This window comes from Pseudomonas sp. LB3P31 (assembly GCF_054897945.1).
In genome coordinates this window covers 2,775,749-2,796,367 of the sequence record NZ_CM142710.1, presented here as the reverse complement: position 1 = coordinate 2,796,367, position 20,619 = coordinate 2,775,749, and the positions used below count along the sequence as shown (strand labels likewise).

The window sequence follows — 20,619 nt, the reverse complement described above, 5'->3', positions numbered from 1 at the left end:
TTAGGGCTCGCAGGAGGCACGCCGTGTCGATACATGTCGCATTGCACCACGTCACGCACTACCGCTACGACCGCGCCGTCGAGCTTGGGCCGCAGATTGTTCGCCTGCGCCCGGCCGCCCACAGTCGCACGCGGATCTTGTCCTATGCGCTGAAAGTCTCGCCCGAGCAGCACTTCATCAACTGGCAACAGGACCCCCAGGGCAATTACCTGGCGCGGCTGGTGTTTCCGGAAAAAACCACAGAGCTGCGAATCGAAGTCGATCTGCTGGCCGAAATGGCCGTATTCAACCCCTTCGACTTTTTCCTCGAGCCCTACGCCGAAAAAATCCCGTTCAGCTACGCCGCCGACGAGCGCAAGGAACTGGCGCCGTACCTGGAAACCCTGCCGCTGACACCAAAGTTCCAGGCCTACCTGGACGGCATCGACCGCACCCCCTTGCCCAGCGTGGATTTCCTGGTCGCGCTCAACCAGCGCCTGAGCGAAGACATCGGCTACCTGATTCGCATGGAACCAGGTGTGCAAACCCCCGAACACACGCTTGAACACGCCTCCGGCTCTTGCCGCGACTCCGCGTGGCTGCTGGTGCAGCTGTTGCGTAATCTGGGCCTGGCAGCACGATTTGTGTCCGGCTACCTGATCCAGCTGACCGCCGATGTGAAAAGTCTCGACGGGCCTTCGGGCACCGAGGTGGATTTCACCGACCTGCATGCCTGGTGCGAGGTATATCTGCCGGGTGCCGGCTGGATCGGCCTGGATGCTACCTCCGGGCTGTTTGCCGGCGAAGGCCACATTCCGTTGGCCTGCAGTCCTGATCCGGGCTCTGCGGCACCGATCAGTGGCCTGGTGGAACCTTGCGAGTGCGAGTTTACCCATGAGATGTCCGTAGAACGTATCTGGGAGGCCCCGCGCGTTACCCGGCCTTACACTGACGAGCAGTGGCTGGCGATCCAGGCCCTGGGTCGGCAGATCGACGCGGACCTGCTGGAAGGTGACGTGCGCCTGACTATGGGCGGCGAGCCGACCTTCGTCTCCATCGACGACCCGGACGGCGACGAGTGGAACACCGCCGCGCTCGGCCCGGACAAGCGGCGCCTGTCCGCCGAACTGTTCGAGCGCATGCGCAAGCACTACGCGCCCCACGGCCTGGTGCATTTCGGCCAAGGAAAATGGTACCCGGGAGAGCAACTGCCGCGCTGGTCCCTGAACTGCTACTGGCGCCGCGACGGAGTACCGATCTGGCACAACGGCGCGCTGATTGCCGATGAGCAGGAAGACTATGGCGCTGATGGCGCACTGGCCGGGCGTTTCCTGGCAAGCGTGGCCGAACGCTTGAAAATTCCTACGCGCTTTGTGTTCCCCGCCTACGAAGACAATTTTTACTACCTGTGGCGCGAAGGCACCTTGCCGCAGAACGTCAGCGCCGAAGACTCCCGCCTGGAAGAACCCCTGGAGCGTGAGCGCCTGCGCAAGGTCTTCAGCCAGGGCCTGGATAAAGTCATTGGCCAGGTGCTGCCCCTGGCGCGCACTGCCAAGGGTGATCAGTGGCAAAGCGGTCGTTGGTACCTGCGCGACGAGCACTGCCGTCTGGTGCCGGGTGACTCGCCACTGGGGTATCGCCTACCACTGGGTTCGCAACCCTGGGTCAAGGCTGCGCAATATCCGTTTATCCATCCCCGGGACCCGAATCAGGATTTCCCGCCACTGCCTGACACGGCGCAGTTGCAAAGCCAGGGTGAAGCAGCGGTTGTCGAGGAACGTGCGCCGAAGCTCGACGAATCTGCCGACTGGCTGACCCGTACTGCCTTCTGCGCCGAAGCTCGGGAAGGGCGCCTGTACCTGTTCATGCCGCCGCTGGAGCAGGTCGAGGACTATCTGGAACTGGTCGCCGCCATCGAGGCCACCGCTGAAGAATTGCATTGCCCGGTATTGCTCGAAGGCTATGAGCCGCCGAGCGATCCCCGCCTGAGCAACTTCCGCATCACGCCTGACCCGGGTGTGATCGAGGTCAACGTGCAGCCGTCTGCCACCTGGGACGAGCTGGTCGAGCGTACTGAGTTCCTCTATGATGAGGCGCGCCAGACCCGCCTGACCACCGAGAAATTCATGATCGACGGACGCCACACCGGCACCGGCGGTGGTAACCATTTTGTCCTGGGTGGTGCGACGCCGGCGGACTCGCCTTTCCTGCGCCGTCCGGACTTGCTGCGCAGCCTGATCAGCTACTGGCATAACCATCCATCCTTGTCCTACCTGTTCTCCGGACTGTTCATCGGCCCAACTTCGCAAGCGCCGCGAGTTGATGAGGCGCGCAACGATGCGTTGTACGAACTGGAGATCGCCTTTGCGCAGATGCCTGAGGCTGGCGAAGAATGTGCGCCTTGGCTGGTGGACCGCTTGCTGCGCAACCTGCTGATCGACGTGACCGGCAACACTCATCGCGCCGAGTTCTGCATCGACAAGCTGTATTCACCGGATGGGGCGACCGGTCGCCTGGGCTTGCTGGAACTTCGCGCCTTTGAAATGCCGCCCCATGCACGCATGAGCCTGGTCCAGCAGCTGTTGCTGCGGGCGCTGGTCGCGCGATTCTGGCGCGAACCCTATGCGCCACCAAAACTGGCGCGCTGGGGCACCGAGCTGCATGACCGCTTCCTGTTGCCGCACTTCATCGAACAGGATTTCGCCGACGTCATCGTCGACCTGAATGCTGCGGGCTATGCCGTGCGCGCCGAGTGGTTCGCCGCGCACCTGGAATTCCGCTTTCCCAAGGTCGGCGACTACGCGGTCAGCGGCATCGAACTGGAAGTGCGCCAGGCGCTGGAACCCTGGCATGTGCTGGGCGAGGAGGGCGCGCCCGGTGGCACGGTGCGCTATGTGGATTCGTCCCTGGAACGCCTGCAGGTCAAGCTTAGCGGCTTGCCGCCGCAGCGCTACGTGCTGACCTGCAATGGTATTGCCGTACCGCTGCAACCGACCGGACGAGTCGGTGAATTCGTCGCCGGCGTGCGTTTCCGCGCCTGGCAACCGGCCAACTGCCTGCAACCGACCATCCCGGTGCATGCACCGCTGGTGTTCGACTTGCTCGACACCTGGATGCAGCGCTCCCTGGGCGGTTGCCAGTACCACGTGGCGCACCCGGGTGGGCGCAACTACGACAGCCTGCCGGTGAACGCGAATGAGGCCGAAAGCCGGCGGATGGCGCGGTTCTTCCGCATCGGACACAGTCCCGGAAAGCTCCCGGTGCCCATCCTCGACGTCAACGACGAACTGCCGATGACACTCGATTTACGACGTTTTTGAACCGTCCGCGACGCCCGGGTTTTTCGTCTATCCGGGCGTTATGAGCGTGCGTTAGTCTGACCGTTCCTTGCTGTCTGCCGAGCTTTCCATGCCTGACCTGCTTGACCGCTACCCGCCCACTGCGGGCAATTATCATGAACTGCTCGACGACAGCGGGGCCGTGCGCCCGCACTGGCGCCGGTTGTTCGATCAATTGCAACGCAGCACCCCGGCGCAATTGGTCCAGCGTCAGGCGTTGTTGAGCCGGCAAATCCACGAAAACGGCGTGACTTATAACGTCTATGCCGATCCCAAGGGTGCTGATCGGCCATGGGAGCTGGACCTGCTACCGCACGTAATTGCCGCCGATGAGTGGCAGCAGTTATCGGCGGGGATCGCCCAACGGGCGCGCCTGCTCAATGCCGTGCTGGCAGACCTGTATGGTCCGCAACGTTTGATCGCTGAAGGTCTGTTGCCCGCCGAACTGGTGTTTGGTCACAATAATTTCCTCTGGCCCTGCCAGGGTATCAAGCCGCCTGACGGGGCTTTTCTGCACCTGTACGCCGTCGATCTGGCGCGCACCCCGGATGGCCGCTGGTGGGTGACGGCTGACCGGACCCAGGCGCCGTCGGGTGCGGGTTATGCGCTGGAGAACCGCACCATCGTGTCGCGGGCGTTCCCGGAGCTGTACCACGACCTGAAGGTGCAGCATCTGGCGGGTTTCTTCCGCACGCTGCAGGAAACGCTGGCCCGTCAGGCACCGAGCGATGCCGAAGCGCCGCTGATCGTGCTGCTGACGCCCGGGCGATTTAACGAAAGCTATTTCGAACATCTCTACCTGGCGCGGCAACTTGGTTATCCCTTGGTGGAGGGCGGCGATCTCACCGTGCGCGATGCCACGGTCTATCTGAAGACCCTGAGCGGCCTGCGCCGGGTTCACGCGATCATGCGCCGGCTCGACGACGACTTCTGCGATCCGCTGGAGCTGCGTACCGACTCGGCTCTCGGGGTGCCGGGGTTGCTGGAAGCGGTCAGACAGGGGCGGGTGCTGGTGGCCAATGCTCTCGGCAGTGGAGTGCTGGAGTCGCCGGGGCTGCTGGGCTTTCTGCCGAGGATCAATCAGTTCCTGTTTGGCGAGGAACTGATCCTGCCGTCCATCGCCACTTGGTGGTGCGGCGAGGCCCCGGTGCTGGCCCAGGCGCTGGAAAAACTTCCGGAATTACTGATCAAACCGGCGTTCCCATCGCAGAGCTTTGCCCCGGTATTCGGCCGTGATCTGAGTGAAAAACAGCGCGTTGAGCTCGCTGGGCGCATGCATGCACGGCCTTACGCCTATGTGGCGCAAGAGCTCGCGCAGCTGTCCCAGGCGCCGGTTTGGCAAGCCGAGGACGGACGGCTGCAACCCCGGGCCATCGGCATGCGCATGTATGCAGTGGCCAGCAACGAGGGTTATCGCGTGTTGCCCGGTGCTTTGACCCGGGTCGCCGCCGAAGCGGATGCAGAAGTAGTGTCGATGCAGCGGGGCGGGGCGAGCAAGGACACCTGGGTCCTGGGTGATCGTCCACCGAGCGGCGAACAATGGAAAACCCAGCGTACGATTGGCGTGCATGATCTGGTCCGGCGCGATCCCTACCTGCCCTCGCGGGTGGTGGAAAACCTGTTCTGGTTTGGTCGCTATTGCGAGCGCTGCGATGACAGCGCGCGGTTGCTGCGCATCATGCTCGCCCGTTATGTCGATGGCGATGATCCGCAGGCCCTGCTGGCAGCTGTCGACCTGGGGGAACGGCTGATGCTGTTGCCGGAAGAAGGAGAATTGCCGGAGCGCCTGCTGGCCGCCTTGCTCGGCGACGACTGGTCGTTCAGCCTGCGCTCCAATCTGCAGCGCTTGCAGTGGGCCGCATCGCAGGTGCGCGGAAAGCTCTCGCGGGAAAACTGGCAGGCCTTGGTAGAACTGCAACGCGAAGCCCTGGAGCTGGAAACCGAAGAGCCTGACTTCGGCGAATTGCTGGACTTTCTCAACCGCCTGGTGATGTCCCTGGCGGCGCTCTCGGGTTTTGCCTTGGACGACATGACTCGCGATGAAGGCTGGCGCTTTTTGATGATCGGCCGGCGTATCGAACGGCTGCAGTTTCTCTGTGCCAGTCTTGCGGCGTTCCTGCGCGGCGCCAGCGCGTTTGATCAGGCCGGGCTGGAATGGCTGCTGGAGTTAGGCAACAGCAGCATCACCTACCGCTCGCGCTACCTCGCGGTGGCGCAACTTCTGCCGGTACTGGACCTGTTGCTGCTGGACGAGCAGAACCCCCATGCCGTGCTGTTCCAGTTGAAACTGGTCAATCGCACCCTGAAACGCCTGAACGACGACTTTTCGGCACCGCGCGAAGCGGTATTGCCACAACTGGTCGAGCGCCTGGCGCGGTTCGACCTGGGCTGCCTGGAGAACTCGTTGTTCGGCGAAGCCAGTGTCCGTGCCGCCATCGACGGCCTGGCCAATTTGCTCCAGGAAATCGCCGACGCCAGCGGGCAGGCCTCGGACCGCCTGGCGCTGCGGCACTTCGCTCATGTCGATGATGTCAGCCAGCGCACGGTGTCCGTCTGATGAGCGCCCACTACCAGATACTTCACGACACCCATTATCGCTACGACAGCCCGGTGTCCCTGGCCCAGCAGCTGGCACACCTGTGGCCGCGACCGTGCGCCTGGCAACATTGCTCCGATCAGCGCCTGCAGATCAGTCCGGACCCTACTTCGCGTCGGGACGAGCTGGATGTGTTCGGCAATCCGCTGACGCGGTTGGCGTTCGAGCGGCCTCACGATGAATTGCTGGTCAATGCCAGCCTGACAATTGAAGTGACGGCCCGGCCGGCGCTGGACTTCAACCGTTGCCCCGCTTGGGAAGACACCCGCAACGCGCTGACCTATAGCAGCCAGCCACTGTCTCCGGACATTCTGGAAGCCTGCCGTTACCGGTTCGAATCACCCTATGTGCATTTGAAGCGCAACTTCGTCGAATTCTCGCAAAGCTGTTTTCCGCCGGGAAGGCCACTGCTGCTTGGCGTTCAGGCCTTGATGGAGAAGATTTTCAGCGAATTCACCTTCGACGCCGAGGCGACTCAGGTAGCAACACCTCTAGTCGAGGTGCTGGAGCGCCGGCGTGGGGTCTGCCAGGACTTCGCCCACCTGATGCTCGCCTGCGTGCGCTCCCGAGGGTTGGCGGCGCGTTACATCAGCGGCTACCTGCTGACTCAGCCCCCACCGGGCCAGCCGCGCCTTATTGGCGCCGATGCGTCGCACGCTTGGGTGTCGGTGTTTTGTCCGGTACTGGGCTGGGTTGATTTCGACCCGACCAACAATGTGCAGCCGGCACTGGAGCACATCACCCTGGCCTGGGGCCGGGATTTTTCGGATGTCTCGCCGTTGCGCGGGGTGATTCTGGGCGGAGGCAACCATGACCCCGAAGTCCGGGTCACTGTGATGCCATTGGATTAACCCAGATCCCCTGTAGGAGCGAGCCTGCTCGCGATAGCGGTGTGTCAGAAAAGCAGACGCTGGACGTGCCACCGCTATCGCGAGCAGGCTCACTCCTACAGGGGGCTGTGTGCGTTCTTTAGATAGGGGGAATTCAGAGGGCCCGGTGAGGGTCAGCAGCACTGCTGCCAACCCTGGACACAGATCCGGTGGGCCTGATCAGATCATCCGGCCCTGAGGGTCTCAGGCGTCGGGTGCCTGATCTTTCGGTGCTTCGGTTTCATCTGCAGCCACTTCGCCTTCGGCATCCGGGTTCAGTGCTGCTGCTTCTTCTTCAGCTGTAGCTTTCTTGCGCTGAAGCTTTTCCTCTTTCTTCTGCTCCTTGGCCAAGTCTCTCTGACGTTTGGCGAAGGAATAATTAGGTTTAGCCATGGGCGATCCTCTTGGGTCGAAGGTGAGGTTGAGCGGCGCATATTCTGCCCTGTATCGGTGCCGAGCCGTTAGCTGGGTTTTTGCTCGGCCCATTTTGGCGTGACCACCGGTTGCCAGGCATCCAGGGCATCGAGCAGGATTTGCGGCGATTCGCTCGTTTGCAGCATGTCACGGTGCGCCTCGCGAACGAAGCCTTCGCCGACGATATGATCAAGAAAACCGGTCAATTTGCTGTAGAAACCGTTCACTTCGAGCAAACCGAGGGGTTTTCCGTGGTAACCCAGCTGACCCCAGGTCCAGACTTCGAACAGCTCTTCAAGCGTACCAAGGCCGCCCGGCAGTGCGATAAAGGCGTCGCTCAGTTCGGCCATCCGCGCCTTGCGCGCATGCATGCCATCAACCACTTCCAGGCGAGTCAGGCCGCTGTGGCCGATCTCTTTGTCCTTGAGGCTTTGCGGGATGATGCCGATGACTTCGCCACCGGCTGCCAGGGCCGCGTCCGCGACAATCCCCATTAACCCTACGGCGCCACCGCCATAGACCAGGGTCAGCTTGCGTTCGGCCAGGGCACGCCCGAGGGCGATAGCCGCTTCACGATAAGCCGGGTTGGTGCCGGTGCTGGCGCCGCAAAATACACATACGGATGTTAATGACATGCTTTGCTCCGAGGTCAGGATGACCACAGGGTAAAGGCACGGCGTTAACGATCCAAGATTTAAAGATCCCGGGCAGGGGTTTCGTAACTGCCGCTGGCGCCACAGGCATAGGCGGCGAGCAAGCTGCACAACAGGCTATTGAGGGTCATGACGAGACTCCAGGTGAATGATGATGAACAGATGATAGGGCCGGGCCAGAAATCTGGCTGGTAGATTGTTTCCATCGGTGTCATAGCCCGAAAGTTGTATACAATTTTTGATTCAGGTCATAGGAACTTGCGATGTTTTCAGGCAGTCTTCTGTCCATTCGGACATTTATTAACCCTGCCTTGGAGATTCACCATGTTTGCCAAACTTGTTGCGGTATCCCTGCTGACACTGGCCAGCAGCCAACTGATGGCTGCCGAGTGCAAGACCACCATCGACTCCACCGACCAGATGACCTTCAACACCAAGGCCATCGAAATCGACAAGAGCTGCAAAACCTTCACCGTCGAGCTGACCCACTCCGGCAGCTTGCCGAAGAACGTCATGGGCCATAACTGGGTGCTGAGCAAAGAAGCTGACATGCAGCCAATCGCTACCGACGGCCTGGCTGCCGGTATCGACAAGAACTACCTGAAAGACGGCGACGAACGCATCATCGCCCACACCAAGATCATCGGCGCCAAGGAAACTGATTCAGTGACCTTCGATGTGTCGAAGCTGAAGGCGGATGAGAAATACGGCTTCTTCTGCTCGTTCCCGGGGCACATCTCGATGATGAAGGGCACGATTGCGCTGAAGTAAGCGAATCGGCTTGATCAAAAAAGCGTCCATTGCGGACGCTTTTTTTGTGCCTGGCTTTCAGACCGCGTAATCGTTCATCGCGGGCAAGCCTTGCTCCCACAGAGCCTTGCTCTCACAGAGCTTGGCGTCGTGCCCATCGCCTGAGCACACAACAAAATCTGTGGGAGCAAGGCTTGCCCGCGATGGCGTCGGTTCAGCCGCCACCGCATTCAAGGTGCAAACGGCATCTCACGCTTGTGATGGGTCTTCCTGTACGTATCACAAATAATCCTGAACGCTTCCTCCCGCACCGGCTCACCATGCAGGAATTCATCAATCTCCATAGGTCGGGGCGACGTGTGTTCGGTTCAACGCCCAGTGCGACTCAGCACGGGCCGACAGTAACGCGAGCTATTTGGCGGCGAGAACCAGTCCCGTGCGCAAATCGTTTGCTTTAGCAATTTGTACAGAATCAATAAGTTAGTTATATGTAGGAAGATTCGTTTGTATAAAGAGACTTTTCCTACATGTTTTTTTAATGTTTTAAATGGTTTCAAAGTTGTTTTTTTGTCACGCGCTGTTAGTCTTCGATCAAGCCAAGTCACTGCCTGTGTTAGCCAACAATGTCTACTTGGAGTTTGTCAGTATTCCATAGAGTGGATTGGTGGCGATAATCAAGAGGTTGAGTAATGGAAAACATCATTCTGGAAGACACAACACTCCGTGATGGAGAACAATCGCCCGGCGTGGCATTCTCAAAGAGACGAAAAATCGCCATATTATCTGCTTTAATCGAAGCAGGAATAAAATGGGTAGAGGTCGGAATTCCCGCAATGGGAGGTGACGAATTAGGCGCCTTAGAAGTATTGCTAGAACGTAAGGATGAAGCGGTATTAGTCGCATGGAATCGAGGGGTGGCTGAAGATGTAAATCAGTCGTTGCAACTAGGCTTTGAAGCCGTCCATATAGGCCTGCCAACATCAAATCTTCATTTGGGTGAAAACTTAAAAAAGGATAGAAGTTGGCTACTGAAGACATCCTCAGATCTGATAAAGCTAGCTAAAGACCATGGCGTTTTCGTGTCGATCAGCGCCGAAGACGTAGGGCGATCAGAGTTGGGCTTTGTAGATGAGTACGCCGCCCATGTAGCAGAAGCTGGCGCGGATAGAATACGTCTCTCCGATACAGTCGGAATATTAACACCGGACCGTTATGGAAATATTGTTAGTCGAATTAAACGCGCTTCCGGTATAGCAGTGCAATGCCACGCTCATAATGATTTTGGCCTCGCGACCGCAAATACTTTGGCGGGTATTCAGGCTGGAGCGACTTTTTTTCACGCGACAGTAAATGGGATCGGCGAGCGAGCGGGCATGCCGGATCTAGCGCAATGCGTATTGGCGTTGAAGATTTTATATAATATAAACCTAGGTGTTGACGAGACGAAATTAATAGAGCTAAGCCGGATTGTTGCGCGAGCTACTCATGTGGAATGTTACCCATGGCAACCAATCGTCGGGGACAACGTCTTTGCCCACGAATCAGGTATTCATGCTGCAGGCATTCTGAAAAATGTAAAAAGCTTTGAGCCATTTCTCCCAGAGCTGATAGGCGGTACTCGTCGTATCGTAATTGGCAAACATTCAGGGCGTGCCAGTGTTGATCATGCTCTAAACGCGCTGGGAATTAAACTCACAGAATTTGAGCTGATCGAGTGTTTGCGGTAAGTGCGCGCAAAATCCATGAAAATTGAGAAAGCCTTAAATGAGGCTGAGTTAATGGAAGTCGCATTGTCGGTTGGTGGGTCTTTATCTTGAGCGGATAATTCGCCATGTAGGCGAGAGGACGCAATTATGTTGTTAGATACACATGTTCACTTGTTAGCTTCTAAAGTTTCTAGGCCAGACTGGAGTGAGATCAATCATACATTTAATGTGGCAAAAATAAAGGGAATTGATCTGTTGTGCATTACAGAGCACATAGACGCTGAGGGATTTGAAGAGTTATATCGAGAGATTTTTATTGAGAACAGACTTGGAGGTGATTATGAATCAAGCGGGATGCTGCGCTTAAAGTCTGGAATTGTTATTAGTCCCGGGGCAGAAGTATCATTGGCCGGAGGTGGTGATATGGGGGTGCATACTGGTTTAAATACAATAATGAGCCTGGACTCGCGGAAGGGAACATATTCTGCTGAAATTCTTTTGGATGTTCTAGAGGCAGGTTCTAACGACTATGTGGCTGTGGCTCATCATGTTTTGATAGAGGGTAAATGGTGGAAGGATTTTGACCAGGTTGTAGATCGGTTGGATGCAATAGAAGTGCCCGGCAAACATTCATGCTGCTCGGATGATTATCTAGCGCTTGCGGATAGATACTCCAAGGGGAAGTTGTGTGGAAGCGATGCGCACAATTGGGTACAACTAGGTGCAGGGTTGACTTTTGTGGAATGTGGTGCTGTGGATGGCGGTTCTGAGTACTCATTAAATATTTCAGGCTTAAAGCATTCGCTGTTAAACAATAAAACAATAGCACGTTTAAATGCGACCGCTGATGCGATGGTATCGATAGCAAAACTTTACACTGCCCAAAAAACTGGATACCTAGTGGAGAGATAGATCTATGACTATAAGAATTCGGCTTGAAAGAATACAAGAACTGGCTGAGTCCAGAAAAATGTCGGCTGAAGAGGTTTTGAGAACGGTTAATATTGAGTCTGCTGAATATGTTGAGATTGATACAACTGAAAAGCTGAAAGAGCTTTCCAGTGTGCTGATCATACCCATGTGTGACCTTCTTCAAGGTGTTGATAGCGATCTAGAGAACGGCGTAAAGATTTCGAGAGTTAACGAAGGTTTTTGTAAGACGAGTAGCAGGGGAGGAAAGAAATACTACACGTATCAACATTTAGCAACTTCGAATACAGCTCCCGAACTGATGGCTTTGAAAGTTAGCCTTCATTGTAACGGTGCAGAAGATATCGTTCTTAATGCGGGGCATGTGTCAAAAGAGGTAGTCCTCGTGCTAAAGGGGGTTGTTAGAGTCGATTGGGGTGGCAGTCATAGTGTGAGCTGCTTCAGTGAAGTGCTAGTCGCAGGAGATTCTGTTTATGTAAGTCCAAATGTGCCGCACAGTTTTATCGCGCTCGAAGACGGTTCTGAAATACTCGCTTTCAACTACAAACTGCCTTGATATCATGGTAGTGAATAGAAAGGTAAAACTATGATAGACGTTTCGGTGGTAGGAGCAGGTGTCTTGGGCGCGGCTTTAATTAGCCGATTTATAGAGTGTGGAGTCAACGTAGCTGCTTATAATCGTACTAAGGAAAAACTTGTTCCTCTGATAGCGATAGGAGCCAGGCCGATCGATGATTTGGCCAAAGAAATTATCCTTGAAAGAAAGATATGGTTTTTGTGCTTATGCGACGAATTTAGCATTCTCGAAGTATTCTCCAATTTAAATGTGAGGAGTGCACTAAAGCTACGAAGGATATTAGTGGTTAATATGAGCACAATCGGTCCCAAGGCGTCCGCTAGGCTGGAGGCGTTTTTTACGGAGTTAGGCGTAGATTATGTTGAACTACCTGTTTCTGGTGGAGTGGAGGGCGTGCTTTCTGGTGAGTTAGTAGGTTACGTTGGCAAGAAGCCGAAGTGCTTGGTGTCAGAGTTTGACTCCCTTGTAAGATTACTGCTAAAAAAATACTCGATGATGAGCTCAAATCAAGATGCTCAAGCAATGAAAGTCGTAAATAACTATTGTGAAGCCATAAATTTAATCGTTGCCTCTGAAGCATTGTTACTGGCGCAAGCTTTTGGAATCTCGAAAGAAGTTATAGGGAGGTCGTTGGGGTTAGGCCGGGGGCGGTCAGTCTATCTTGAATTGTTACTTGGGAGGTACATGAACTCTGAAATGTATGTTTCGGTTCCATTAGAAATTCGAATCAAAGATTTAGAACTCGCGCACGTCCTCTTTCGCGATCTAAATATAGAAAGTATTTTATATGAAGGAGCACTTGAGGTTTATCAGGGCACGTTAGATTCTAGTACGTCATCCCTGGATCAGACTGAATGCTTTGCTTATCTGGCTAATCGCTCTGGAAGGGCTGAGCGAAACGTTGTTATCTGAGTTAGAAGCGAGTTGAGAAGCGGTCTTAAAATGTGCGCTTTTTATAGCGGAGATTTTCTAAATGTCGAATATCAATAAGCAATGGGAGTTTAATGTCGGCAAACCGATAATAAGAGGTGCGCCACAAATATTGTATGGCAGCGTTTTTCCAGATAAAAAAGGGCGATTGGCTGATTTTTTAGGAACTAGAAATAACTCGATAAAAGTATATCAGGGAGCAAGTGATTTTTTTTTGGGTCCAGGCGAGGATTTGAAATGCTTAAGAGGTCTGGATCTCGACTTCGAAGTAGAGTTGGCAATTATCATCGATGCTGTGCCAATGGGGGTTTCTGTTGTAGACGCAGATAAGTACATACAATTGTTAACTGCGTGTAGTGACTTTACATACCGAAGTCTTGCAAGCGTAGATAAGACGTCGGGATTTGGTTTTATCCAATCTAAGCCATTAACCAGTTTTTGTAGCTGTGGTGTCTTGCCGCTTGACAATAAAGTTATGTGGAATGATGGTTTTCCAGTGTTAGATGTGAGCGTCTTACTGAACGGAGTTCGTTTTTGTGAGTTTTCGACAGTTGATATGTTGTACAGTTTTCCGGAGCTCATAGCCTATTGCGCTAGAACTCGCGATTTGCCTACTGGCACCGTCATCACCTCCGGCGCTGTTTCAACGTTTAAAAGTGGCTCTTTAAATGATGGTTGTATAGCAGAAAAAATAATGCGTACGTCACTTGGAAGGAGTACATTCACGCCGCGTTTTTTACAGGACAAAGACGTAGTGCAGGTCGATTTCTACAAGCTAGACGCTGGTCGAGGCGCGCGCTCAGAATCCGTATTCGGCTCTCTCGTGAATAGAGTAGTAATGGTATGAGAGTTAAGCAGGATGTCGCGATATATATTAGCCTTCTGTTGAGTGCTGCTAATATCTTAGGTTCTTCCGGTCTGATGGTTTGGATTGACCGTGCGCTACATTACGAGTCTGGAGGTCTGACAGCGTATTACCCTTTACTTTTTTACTTGTTGGGGTTGTCGCTCGGATGTTTTATTTTAGGGGTGATTAGTCAGGTATATAAACACGTTGTATCGGAAAGGTTTTTTCTATTTTTATTAGTTGTGGCTTTGTCTATTTGTACTGCATTGGCCGTTGGTGATGGTTTTTTTGGTGAAGGCCTCGACTTTTTCTTGAGATTTCTGTGGGGTGGGGTAAGTGGTTGCACCGTTATTTTGGGGCGGGCAATGCTGGCCTCTCCACGCAGGAGTAGTGAGGCATATAAAAATTTTTCAGCTTTAAGTTTTTGTTTAGCTAGCATGCCTTTGATTGTGCCCGTTGTTTTCTCGATTTTTTTTCTCCACCAGAAGCCCGTAGCCGCAATTTTCGCAGCGGCAGTGTATGCCCTTACGTTAATTGTGTATTTGGTGGGTGGTGCGCGCCTCGCGATTGAAGATCCGGATCCGGCGAGGAATAATCATGGGTTGAAATCTGGAGTTTTAAATTGTTTGACTCTTATTATTTCAAATGTTGTATTTTTTCTAATTATTATGCTTGTGCCGATGGTGAAGGTTTTGATCAATCCTGGTCTTGAGATATTGCACTTATACGCTATAGTTTTGTGTGTTTGGCTGGTGGTCGGTTGGGTAGTTTTTCGATGTTTTCAGAGAATTTCATCGATGTCGCGGTTGAAAGTTGGCTATTTTTTTCAGCTGTTGATGTTGGGTATTTGTCTCTGGGTAGTGTTCGTCGGAAGGTACTCCGTATTTTATCTTCTTTTCTTCCTGGCTTTCATTTCGAATATGTTGGTGCAACCTACGTTGTTTATGTTTTTGGGGCGTCACTCTTTGAATAAGCTAATGCTGTTTGGTATCCAGTCGGGAGTTTATATCTTTGTAGTTTGCGTGTTGATAGCCGTCTCAGTTTTCGTGGGCTTTTCTATTCGGTCGGTATTTTTACTATTGTCCGTTGTTGTAGCAATTTCACTGGCGTGTCTACATGTATTTTTGCAGGGTTTCCGTAAAATGAACATTTGATTGCGCTGTTGCCAATATAGAGGTGTGTTGACTATGAAAAGAGAGTTAGGGAATGCAACTGCAGAAGTGCGAGGTGCTTCGTTAGGTAAGTTGCTAACGTGCCAGGATGGATTGCGAGTTATGGAGGTGCACAGCCCTCTATCTGCAATGCTAGTTGAAAAAATATTTAATATAAAAAATGGAGTCCGAACTGAATTTGATGCTTTTTGGTCTAGCTCGCTCACTGACTCCACCCTGCTGGGAAAACCAGACATTGAATTGGTCAGTTTTTCCGAGCGTTTTTCAAAAATCGCAGAAATTTTTCAAGTCACGACGAAACCACTAATTTTTGATGCTGATACCGGGGGCGCTCCAGAGCATCTCTGTCACCATGTTCGGACGGCGGAAAAATTAGGCATTTCGGCGTTTATTGTTGAAGATAAAACAGGACTGAAAAAGAATTCGTTGCTTGGTACTGGTGCTCTCCAGGTGCAGGCTAGTGCTATTGATTTCTCAAAAAAAATATCAATGGCAAAGAGTAGTCAGTTCACTTCAAGTTTTTTGTTGATTCCGCGAATTGAGAGCTTGGTGTTGGACGCTGGGATGAACGATGCTATCCACCGTGCCTTGGCCTATGTAGAGGCCGGCGCAGATGGAATAATGATTCATAGTCGAGATGAGTCGGGGTTCAGTGTTTTAGAATTTGCTCGGATTTTCAGAAATCATCATAAAAGAGTTCCTTTGGTTTGCGTGCCTACGACTTTTAACGGGGTCCATTATGACGCTTTGATAGGTAGTGGTTTTAATGTTGTAATTTATGCCAATCATTTACTTCGTGCTGCTTATCCTGCTATGCGTCATGTGGCAACTGAAATATTGAAAAATGGATGTACCTCTAAAGTGGAGAAGCACTGTTTGGCATTAAATGACATTTTAGATCTCGTCCCCGGTACACGTTAGCTGTTAATAATTAGCCCGGTTTGAAAACACACCGTGCTAATTATTAACTCCGAAGCTAGCTCTTGGTGTTGCGCTAGGGTCAAGGGGCAAACGGCATCTCGCGCTTGTGATGGGTCTTCCTGTACGTATCACAGATAATCCGGAACGCTTCCTCCCGCACCGGCTCACCATGCAGAAACGCATCAATCTCGGCATAGGTCACCCCATGGGAAGCCTCATCCGGCTTGCCCGGAGACAGATCCTCAAGATCGGCAGTCGGAATTTTCTCCACCAGCGATTCCGGCGCACCAAAGCTGCGGGCGATGTTGCGGACCTGGTTTTTCACCAGCCCGCTTAATGGCGCGAGGTCGCAGGCGCCGTCACCGAACTTGGTGAAAAACCCCATCACCGCTTCCGCTGCATGATCGGTACCGATCACCAGGCCTTGGGCCGCGCCAGCGATGGTGTACTGGGCGACCATGCGCATGCGCGCCTTGGTGTTGCCGAGCACAAAATCCACGGACGCCGGGTGTTTGCCTTCGAACGCTGCGACTTCGTTGGCCAGGGCCTTGACCGCAGGCCCGATGTTCACGGTGTGGCGCTCATCCGGGTTGATGAAATCCACCGATGCCTGGGCATCGTGTTCATCGAATTGGGTTTCGTAGGGCAGGCGCACGGCGACGAATTTGTAGCTGTCGTCACCGGTGCGAGTGCGCAATTCGCGCATGGCACGCTGGGCCAGCAGGCCGGCCGTGAGGGAATCGACGCCGCCGCTGATCCCCAGCACCATGGCCTTGAGCCCGGAGTTGACCAGGCAATCCTGAATGAACGTGATCCGCCGGGCGACTTCCGCTTCGAGTGCGGCCTCGTTGGCGAACGGTGGTTGAACCTTGAGCTGCTCAGCAATCTCACGCTGTACGGCTTGCATGAATTCACTCCTTGCTAGATGTGCTGGATGGGGCGGCAGGTACTTTGAAAACGTGTCGCAAATAGGCGACGAAATTCGGGTCCTTGCAATGGGTCTTGCCGGGCTCATCGGAAATCTTCGCCACGGGCTGACCGTTACAGGCCGTCATTTTAAGCACGATGCTCATCGGTTCAACCCCCGGAATATCACAGGTCAGGTTGGTACCGATACCGAAGCTGACATTGATCCGCCCGCGCAACGCCCGGAATATTTCCAGGGACTTGGGCAGCGTCAGGCTGTCGGAGAACACCAGGGTCTTGCTCAGCGGGTCGATGCCCAGCTTGTGATAATGGGCAATGGCTTTTTCCGCCCAGACTATCGGATCCCCAGAGTCGTGGCGCAGGCCATCGAAGAGCTTGGCGAAATACAGGTCGAAATCAGTGAGGAAGGCGTCGGTGGTGATGCAATCGGTCAGGGCGATGCCCAGCAGGCCGCGATACTCGCGAACCCAACAATCAAGCGCGGCAATCTGACTGTCGATCAGCCGTGGCCCCAGCTGCTGGTGCGCCATGATCCATTCGTGGGCCATGGTGCCCAAGGGTTTCATGTCCAGCTCACGGGACAGGTGAACGTTACTGGTACCGACGAAACGCCCGGGAAAATCGTGCTTGAGCACGTTCACCACTTCTTCCTGCACCCGGTAGGAAAACCTGCGCCGCGTGCCGAAATCGGCTACCTGCAACTCGGACAATTCGTCGCTGCCGGCATTGGCCGTCAGCCAGTCGAACTTACGATAAAGCTGCTCGCGCGCCTGCTCCAGGACGATTTCCCGGTAGCGATAGCGGTTGCGCACTTCGCTGACGATCGACAGCAGCGGCACCTCGAACAGAATCACATGCAGCCACGGCCCGCGCAGGCGAATGAACAGCTCGCCGTTCTCGATGCCGGTGTGCACGTAACGCAAATTGAAACGAAAAAGGCCGAGGAAGCGCAGGAAGTCGGGTTTCATGAAGCTGATGCGCTCCATGAAACCCAGCTGGTCGGCAGTCAAGCTCAGTTCGGCCAGGCGTTCTATCTGGAAGCGGATCTCCGCCAGGTACGGGCGCAGGTCTTCACTGTTACGGCAACGAAACTCCCATTCCACTTCCACATTCGGGTAGTTGTGCAGCACCGCCTGCATCATCGTCAGTTTGTAGAAGTCGGTGTCGAGCAGGTTCTGCACGATGCGATCGGCAAACACACTCTCGCTCATAACGGGGTTCTCCACTTGGAATACAGGTAGTGGCGCATATCAACGGCAGACAATGCCAGCGATTTCTAATTCTCCCCGTAGGAGCTGTCGAGGGAACCGAGGCTGCGATCTTTTGATGTTGCTTGCGAAAAACAAAGTCAAAAGATCGCAGCCTCGGTTCCCTCGACAGCTCCTACAGGGTCGTCAGGCAGAGTGATCAATCTGCTCCAGCATCCACTTCACAAAATCGCGCACCTTCGGCACGTCCGCCGAATGCTCCGGGTACGCCAGGTAATAAGCGTCGGAGCTGGGCATCGCGTGCTGCCAGGGTATGACCAGTTTGCCGTCAGCCAATTCCTCCTCCACCAGAAACTTCGGTAGCAGCGCTACGCCGCAGCCCACTTGGGCGGCACGAATGCACATATAAAAAGTTTCGAAACGCGGCCCGTGGTAGCTGTGCTCGGTGTGATAACCCTGGCTGTCGAACCAGTCATGCCAGGCCTGTGGTCGGGAGGCGTTTTGCAGCAGCACCAGATCGGCGAGCTGGGTAGGATCGGTGAACGGCGTGTCCGGAAGACTGCCGGGAGCACACACCGGCACCAGTTCCTCGCTGAACAACTTCAGGCATTCAGTGCCGGGACGTGAGCCCTGGCCAAAGTAGAACGCCAGGTCGCTGCGGCCTTGCAGCAGGTCGTCAGCTTCCTGCTCGCTGCACAGGTCCAGGTGGATCGACGGGTGACGCAGGCGCCAGCCCTTCAGGCGCGGCACCAACCAGCGGGCGCCAAAGGTCGGTGGCGTCGAGACGCGCAGGACTTCGGTCTCGCCACCGTAGGAGCGCAGGTAATGGGTCGACATCTCGACCTGGGTGAGGATTTTTCTCACCTCTACCAGGTAGAGATCGCCCGCTGGAGTCATTTGCAGGCGGCGACGTACCCGGCGAAACAGCAGGTGCTGCAGCAATTCCTCGAGTTGCGCCACCTGTTTGCTGACGGCGCTCTGGGTCAGGTTCAGCTCTTCGGCGGCCCGGGTGAAGCTCAAATGCCGGGTTACGGCCTCGAAACACTGCAGCGCAGTGATCGACGGCAGGTAGCGTTTGTTCAGCATGGGCGGTCCTTTCTTCTTGTCTCTTTATTGCCAGCAATGCACAGCATGAATAAACGGAATGATATCTCTCTTAAAGGTCGTTTGTTGAGTAACCTCCGGGAAGCTAAAACTACGGGTCTGATCAGCCGTGATTTTTCCGGCTGCACACGTCCTGTCTTTTGCTTGAGGAGTGACCCATGGTTGCCGCATTGCTTGATCGTCTTGGTGTAAACCCGGCCCTGTACCAGAATGGCAAAGTGGCGGTGCATTCGCCGATTGATGGCAGCCAGATCGCCGCCGTCAACTGGGAAGGCGCGGCTGAAGTCGAGCAGCACATCAGTCGCGCAGATCATGCGTTCGAGTTGTGGCGCAAGGTCCCGGCACCGCGCCGGGGCGAATTGGTGCGTCAGCTGGGCGATATCCTGCGTGAATACAAGGCAGACCTCGGCGAGCTGGTGTCCTGGGAAGCGGGCAAGATCACTCAGGAAGGCCTGGGTGAAGTTCAGGAAATGATCGACATCTGCGACTTCGCCGTCGGCTTGTCCCGTCAGCTGTACGGCCTGACCATCGCCTCCGAGCGTCCTGGCCACCACATGCGCGAAACCTGGCATCCGCTGGGCATCGTCGGAGTGATCAGCGCCTTCAACTTTCCGGTTGCCGTCTGGGCCTGGAACACCACGCTGGCGCTGGTCTGCGGTAACCCGGTGATCTGGAAACCGTCGGAGAAAACGCCGCTGACCGCCCTGGCGTGCCAGGCGCTGTTTGATCGAGTGCTGAAAAACTTCAGCGATGCGCCACCGCACTTGAGCCAGGTGATCATTGGTGGTCGCGATGCGGGCGAAGCCCTGGTCGATGACCCGCGCGTAGCGTTGGTCAGCGCCACTGGCAGTACCCGCATGGGCCGTGAAGTGGCGCCGAAAATCGCGGCGCGCTTTGCTCGCAGCATTCTCGAACTTGGCGGCAACAACGCGATGATCCTTGGCCCAAGCGCCGATCTGGACATGGCTGTGCGCGCGATCCTGTTCAGTGCCGTCGGCACCGCCGGCCAGCGTTGCACCACCCTGCGTCGCCTGATTGCCCATGAGTCGGTGAAAGAAGAAATCGTCACCCGCCTCAAGGCTGCGTACTCGAAAGTGCGCATCGGCAACCCGCTGGAAGGCAACCTGATCGGACCGCTGATCGACAAGCACAGCTTTGAAAACATGCAGGATGCGCTGGAGCAGGCCCTGAGCGAGGGTGGTCGGGTATTCGGCGGCAAGCGCCAGCTGGAAGATAAATACCCGAACGCCTACTACGTGGCACCCGCCATCGTCGAGATGCCGGAGCAAAGCGATGTGGTGTGCAGCGAAACCTTCGCGCCGATTCTCTACGTGGTGGGTTACAAGGATTTCGATGAAGCCCTGCGCCTGAACAACGCAGTGCCACAAGGCCTGTCTTCGTGCATCTTCACCACGGATGTGCGCGAGGCTGAACAGTTCATGTCGGCGATCGGCAGCGATTGCGGGATCGCCAACGTCAACATCGGCCCGAGCGGTGCGGAAATCGGCGGCGCGTTTGGTGGCGAGAAGGAGACGGGTGGTGGTCGCGAGTCGGGCTCGGATGCGTGGCGCGGTTACATGCGGCGCCAGACCAATACCGTGAACTATTCGCTGGAATTGCCGTTGGCTCAGGGCATCACTTTCGACTGACGGAATAGTGGTCGCTTGAAAAGATCGCAGCCTTCGGCAGCTCCTACGG

17 protein-coding genes and 1 pseudogene are annotated in these 20,619 nt (G+C 55.0%); 12 read left to right on the top strand and 6 right to left on the bottom strand.

The genetic code is table 11. The features are described 5' to 3' along the window. The first annotated feature begins 23 nt into the window (after positions 1–23). The 3 genes from ACYZTK_RS12730 (at position 24) to ACYZTK_RS12720 (ending at position 6,764) form a co-directional block, all read left to right on the top strand. A complete protein-coding gene (locus ACYZTK_RS12730; protein WP_462014755.1) occupies positions 24–3,299 on the top strand; it encodes a transglutaminase family protein in 3,276 nt (1,091 codons plus the stop codon). Positions 3,300–3,387: 88 nt separating this feature from the next. Beyond that, a complete protein-coding gene (locus ACYZTK_RS12725; RefSeq protein ID WP_462014754.1) occupies positions 3,388–5,874 on the top strand; it encodes a circularly permuted type 2 ATP-grasp protein in 2,487 nt (828 codons plus the stop codon). Beyond that, positions 5,874–6,764 (top strand): transglutaminase family protein, encoded by an 891-nt coding sequence (locus ACYZTK_RS12720; protein ID WP_462014753.1) that lies wholly within the window; start codon positions 5,874–5,876, stop codon positions 6,762–6,764. The genes ACYZTK_RS12725 and ACYZTK_RS12720 overlap by 1 nt, the downstream gene beginning before the upstream one ends. A gap of 222 nt (positions 6,765–6,986) precedes the next feature. Here the strand turns inward: ACYZTK_RS12720 and ACYZTK_RS12715 are convergent, their stop codons facing one another. Together ACYZTK_RS12715 and ACYZTK_RS12710 are read right to left on the bottom strand one after the other, a co-directional pair. Further along, positions 6,987–7,175: a hypothetical protein gene (locus ACYZTK_RS12715; RefSeq protein ID WP_449645022.1), complete on the bottom strand. Its 189-nt coding sequence runs from the start codon at positions 7,173–7,175 to the stop codon at positions 6,987–6,989. A 68-nt stretch (positions 7,176–7,243) separates the two neighbouring features. Next, positions 7,244–7,831, bottom strand: coding sequence for an LOG family protein (locus tag ACYZTK_RS12710; protein ID WP_462014752.1), 588 nt, complete (start codon positions 7,829–7,831; stop codon positions 7,244–7,246). A 342-nt stretch (positions 7,832–8,173) separates the two neighbouring features. Here ACYZTK_RS12710 and azu point away from each other — a divergent pair, with 342 nt between their 5' ends. Beyond that, positions 8,174–8,620, top strand: coding sequence for an azurin (azu, locus tag ACYZTK_RS12705; protein WP_462014751.1), 447 nt, complete (start codon positions 8,174–8,176; stop codon positions 8,618–8,620). A 209-nt stretch (positions 8,621–8,829) separates the two neighbouring features. On the opposite strand, the pseudogene nadE (ACYZTK_RS12700) reads toward azu, so the two are convergent. Continuing rightward, positions 8,830–8,940: pseudogene (gene nadE, locus ACYZTK_RS12700) on the bottom strand (ammonia-dependent NAD(+) synthetase); the annotation flags it as partial. Between the two features lie 348 nt (positions 8,941–9,288). On the opposite strand from nadE (ACYZTK_RS12700), the gene ACYZTK_RS12695 reads away from it, so the two are divergent. The 7 genes from ACYZTK_RS12695 to aepX all read left to right on the top strand — a co-directional run bounded on the left by ACYZTK_RS12695 (position 9,289) and on the right by aepX (position 15,682). Then, positions 9,289–10,326, top strand: a complete 1,038-nt coding sequence (locus tag ACYZTK_RS12695) for a homocitrate synthase/isopropylmalate synthase family protein (protein WP_462014750.1) — start codon at positions 9,289–9,291, stop codon at positions 10,324–10,326. A 126-nt stretch (positions 10,327–10,452) separates the two neighbouring features. Beyond that, positions 10,453–11,217 (top strand): PHP domain-containing protein, encoded by a 765-nt coding sequence (locus ACYZTK_RS12690; protein ID WP_462014749.1) that lies wholly within the window; start codon positions 10,453–10,455, stop codon positions 11,215–11,217. Between the two features lie 4 nt (positions 11,218–11,221). After that, positions 11,222–11,791, top strand: coding sequence for a hypothetical protein (locus tag ACYZTK_RS12685; RefSeq protein WP_462014748.1), 570 nt, complete (start codon positions 11,222–11,224; stop codon positions 11,789–11,791). Positions 11,792–11,821: 30 nt separating this feature from the next. Continuing rightward, on the top strand, positions 11,822–12,724 hold the full coding sequence (locus tag ACYZTK_RS12680; protein ID WP_462014747.1) for an NAD(P)-dependent oxidoreductase: 903 nt from the start codon (positions 11,822–11,824) through the stop codon (positions 12,722–12,724). A gap of 61 nt (positions 12,725–12,785) precedes the next feature. Then, positions 12,786–13,589, top strand: a complete 804-nt coding sequence (locus ACYZTK_RS12675) for a fumarylacetoacetate hydrolase family protein (protein ID WP_462014746.1) — start codon at positions 12,786–12,788, stop codon at positions 13,587–13,589. Continuing rightward, positions 13,586–14,743 (top strand): hypothetical protein, encoded by a 1,158-nt coding sequence (locus ACYZTK_RS12670; RefSeq protein ID WP_462014745.1) that lies wholly within the window; start codon positions 13,586–13,588, stop codon positions 14,741–14,743. Before ACYZTK_RS12675 ends, ACYZTK_RS12670 begins: the two co-directional genes overlap by 4 nt. A 33-nt stretch (positions 14,744–14,776) precedes the next feature. Further along, positions 14,777–15,682, top strand: coding sequence for a phosphoenolpyruvate mutase (gene aepX / locus ACYZTK_RS12665; RefSeq protein WP_462014744.1), 906 nt, complete (start codon positions 14,777–14,779; stop codon positions 15,680–15,682). 79 nt (positions 15,683–15,761) lie between these two features. On the opposite strand, the gene nadE (ACYZTK_RS12660) is transcribed toward aepX, so the two are convergent. The 3 genes from nadE (ACYZTK_RS12660) to ACYZTK_RS12650 all read right to left on the bottom strand — a co-directional run bounded on the left by nadE (ACYZTK_RS12660) (position 15,762) and on the right by ACYZTK_RS12650 (position 18,903). Next, the gene (gene nadE, locus ACYZTK_RS12660) at positions 15,762–16,589 is read right to left on the bottom strand and encodes an ammonia-dependent NAD(+) synthetase (protein ID WP_462014743.1); all 828 of its coding nucleotides are present in this window, start codon (positions 16,587–16,589) and stop codon (positions 15,762–15,764) included. Positions 16,590–16,593: 4 nt separating this feature from the next. Further along, positions 16,594–17,820, bottom strand: coding sequence for a nicotinate phosphoribosyltransferase (pncB, locus tag ACYZTK_RS12655; protein WP_462014742.1), 1,227 nt, complete (start codon positions 17,818–17,820; stop codon positions 16,594–16,596). A gap of 183 nt (positions 17,821–18,003) precedes the next feature. Then, the gene (locus ACYZTK_RS12650) at positions 18,004–18,903 is read right to left on the bottom strand and encodes a LysR family transcriptional regulator (protein ID WP_462014741.1); all 900 of its coding nucleotides are present in this window, start codon (positions 18,901–18,903) and stop codon (positions 18,004–18,006) included. 176 nt (positions 18,904–19,079) lie between these two features. Here ACYZTK_RS12650 and amaB point away from each other — a divergent pair, with 176 nt between their 5' ends. Then, positions 19,080–20,570 (top strand): L-piperidine-6-carboxylate dehydrogenase, encoded by a 1,491-nt coding sequence (gene amaB / locus ACYZTK_RS12645; protein WP_462014740.1) that lies wholly within the window; start codon positions 19,080–19,082, stop codon positions 20,568–20,570. Positions 20,571–20,619: the final 49 nt, after the last annotated feature.

Coding starts and splice junctions, on each gene's coding strand:
- ACYZTK_RS12725 (WP_462014754.1), top strand. CDS start 3,388: ATGCCTGACCTGCTTGACCGCTACCCGCCCACTGCGGGCAATTATCAT.
- ACYZTK_RS12720 (WP_462014753.1), top strand. CDS start 5,874: ATGAGCGCCCACTACCAGATACTTCACGACACCCATTATCGCTACGAC.
- ACYZTK_RS12715 (WP_449645022.1), bottom strand. CDS start 7,175: ATGGCTAAACCTAATTATTCCTTCGCCAAACGTCAGAGAGACTTGGCC.
- ACYZTK_RS12710 (WP_462014752.1), bottom strand. CDS start 7,831: ATGTCATTAACATCCGTATGTGTATTTTGCGGCGCCAGCACCGGCACC.
- azu (WP_462014751.1), top strand. CDS start 8,174: ATGTTTGCCAAACTTGTTGCGGTATCCCTGCTGACACTGGCCAGCAGC.
- ACYZTK_RS12695 (WP_462014750.1), top strand. CDS start 9,289: ATGGAAAACATCATTCTGGAAGACACAACACTCCGTGATGGAGAACAA.
- ACYZTK_RS12690 (WP_462014749.1), top strand. CDS start 10,453: ATGTTGTTAGATACACATGTTCACTTGTTAGCTTCTAAAGTTTCTAGG.
- ACYZTK_RS12685 (WP_462014748.1), top strand. CDS start 11,222: ATGACTATAAGAATTCGGCTTGAAAGAATACAAGAACTGGCTGAGTCC.
- ACYZTK_RS12680 (WP_462014747.1), top strand. CDS start 11,822: ATGATAGACGTTTCGGTGGTAGGAGCAGGTGTCTTGGGCGCGGCTTTA.
- ACYZTK_RS12675 (WP_462014746.1), top strand. CDS start 12,786: ATGTCGAATATCAATAAGCAATGGGAGTTTAATGTCGGCAAACCGATA.
- ACYZTK_RS12670 (WP_462014745.1), top strand. CDS start 13,586: ATGAGAGTTAAGCAGGATGTCGCGATATATATTAGCCTTCTGTTGAGT.
- aepX (WP_462014744.1), top strand. CDS start 14,777: ATGAAAAGAGAGTTAGGGAATGCAACTGCAGAAGTGCGAGGTGCTTCG.
- nadE (WP_462014743.1), bottom strand. CDS start 16,589: ATGCAAGCCGTACAGCGTGAGATTGCTGAGCAGCTCAAGGTTCAACCA.
- pncB (WP_462014742.1), bottom strand. CDS start 17,820: ATGAGCGAGAGTGTGTTTGCCGATCGCATCGTGCAGAACCTGCTCGAC.
- ACYZTK_RS12650 (WP_462014741.1), bottom strand. CDS start 18,903: ATGCTGAACAAACGCTACCTGCCGTCGATCACTGCGCTGCAGTGTTTC.
- amaB (WP_462014740.1), top strand. CDS start 19,080: ATGGTTGCCGCATTGCTTGATCGTCTTGGTGTAAACCCGGCCCTGTAC.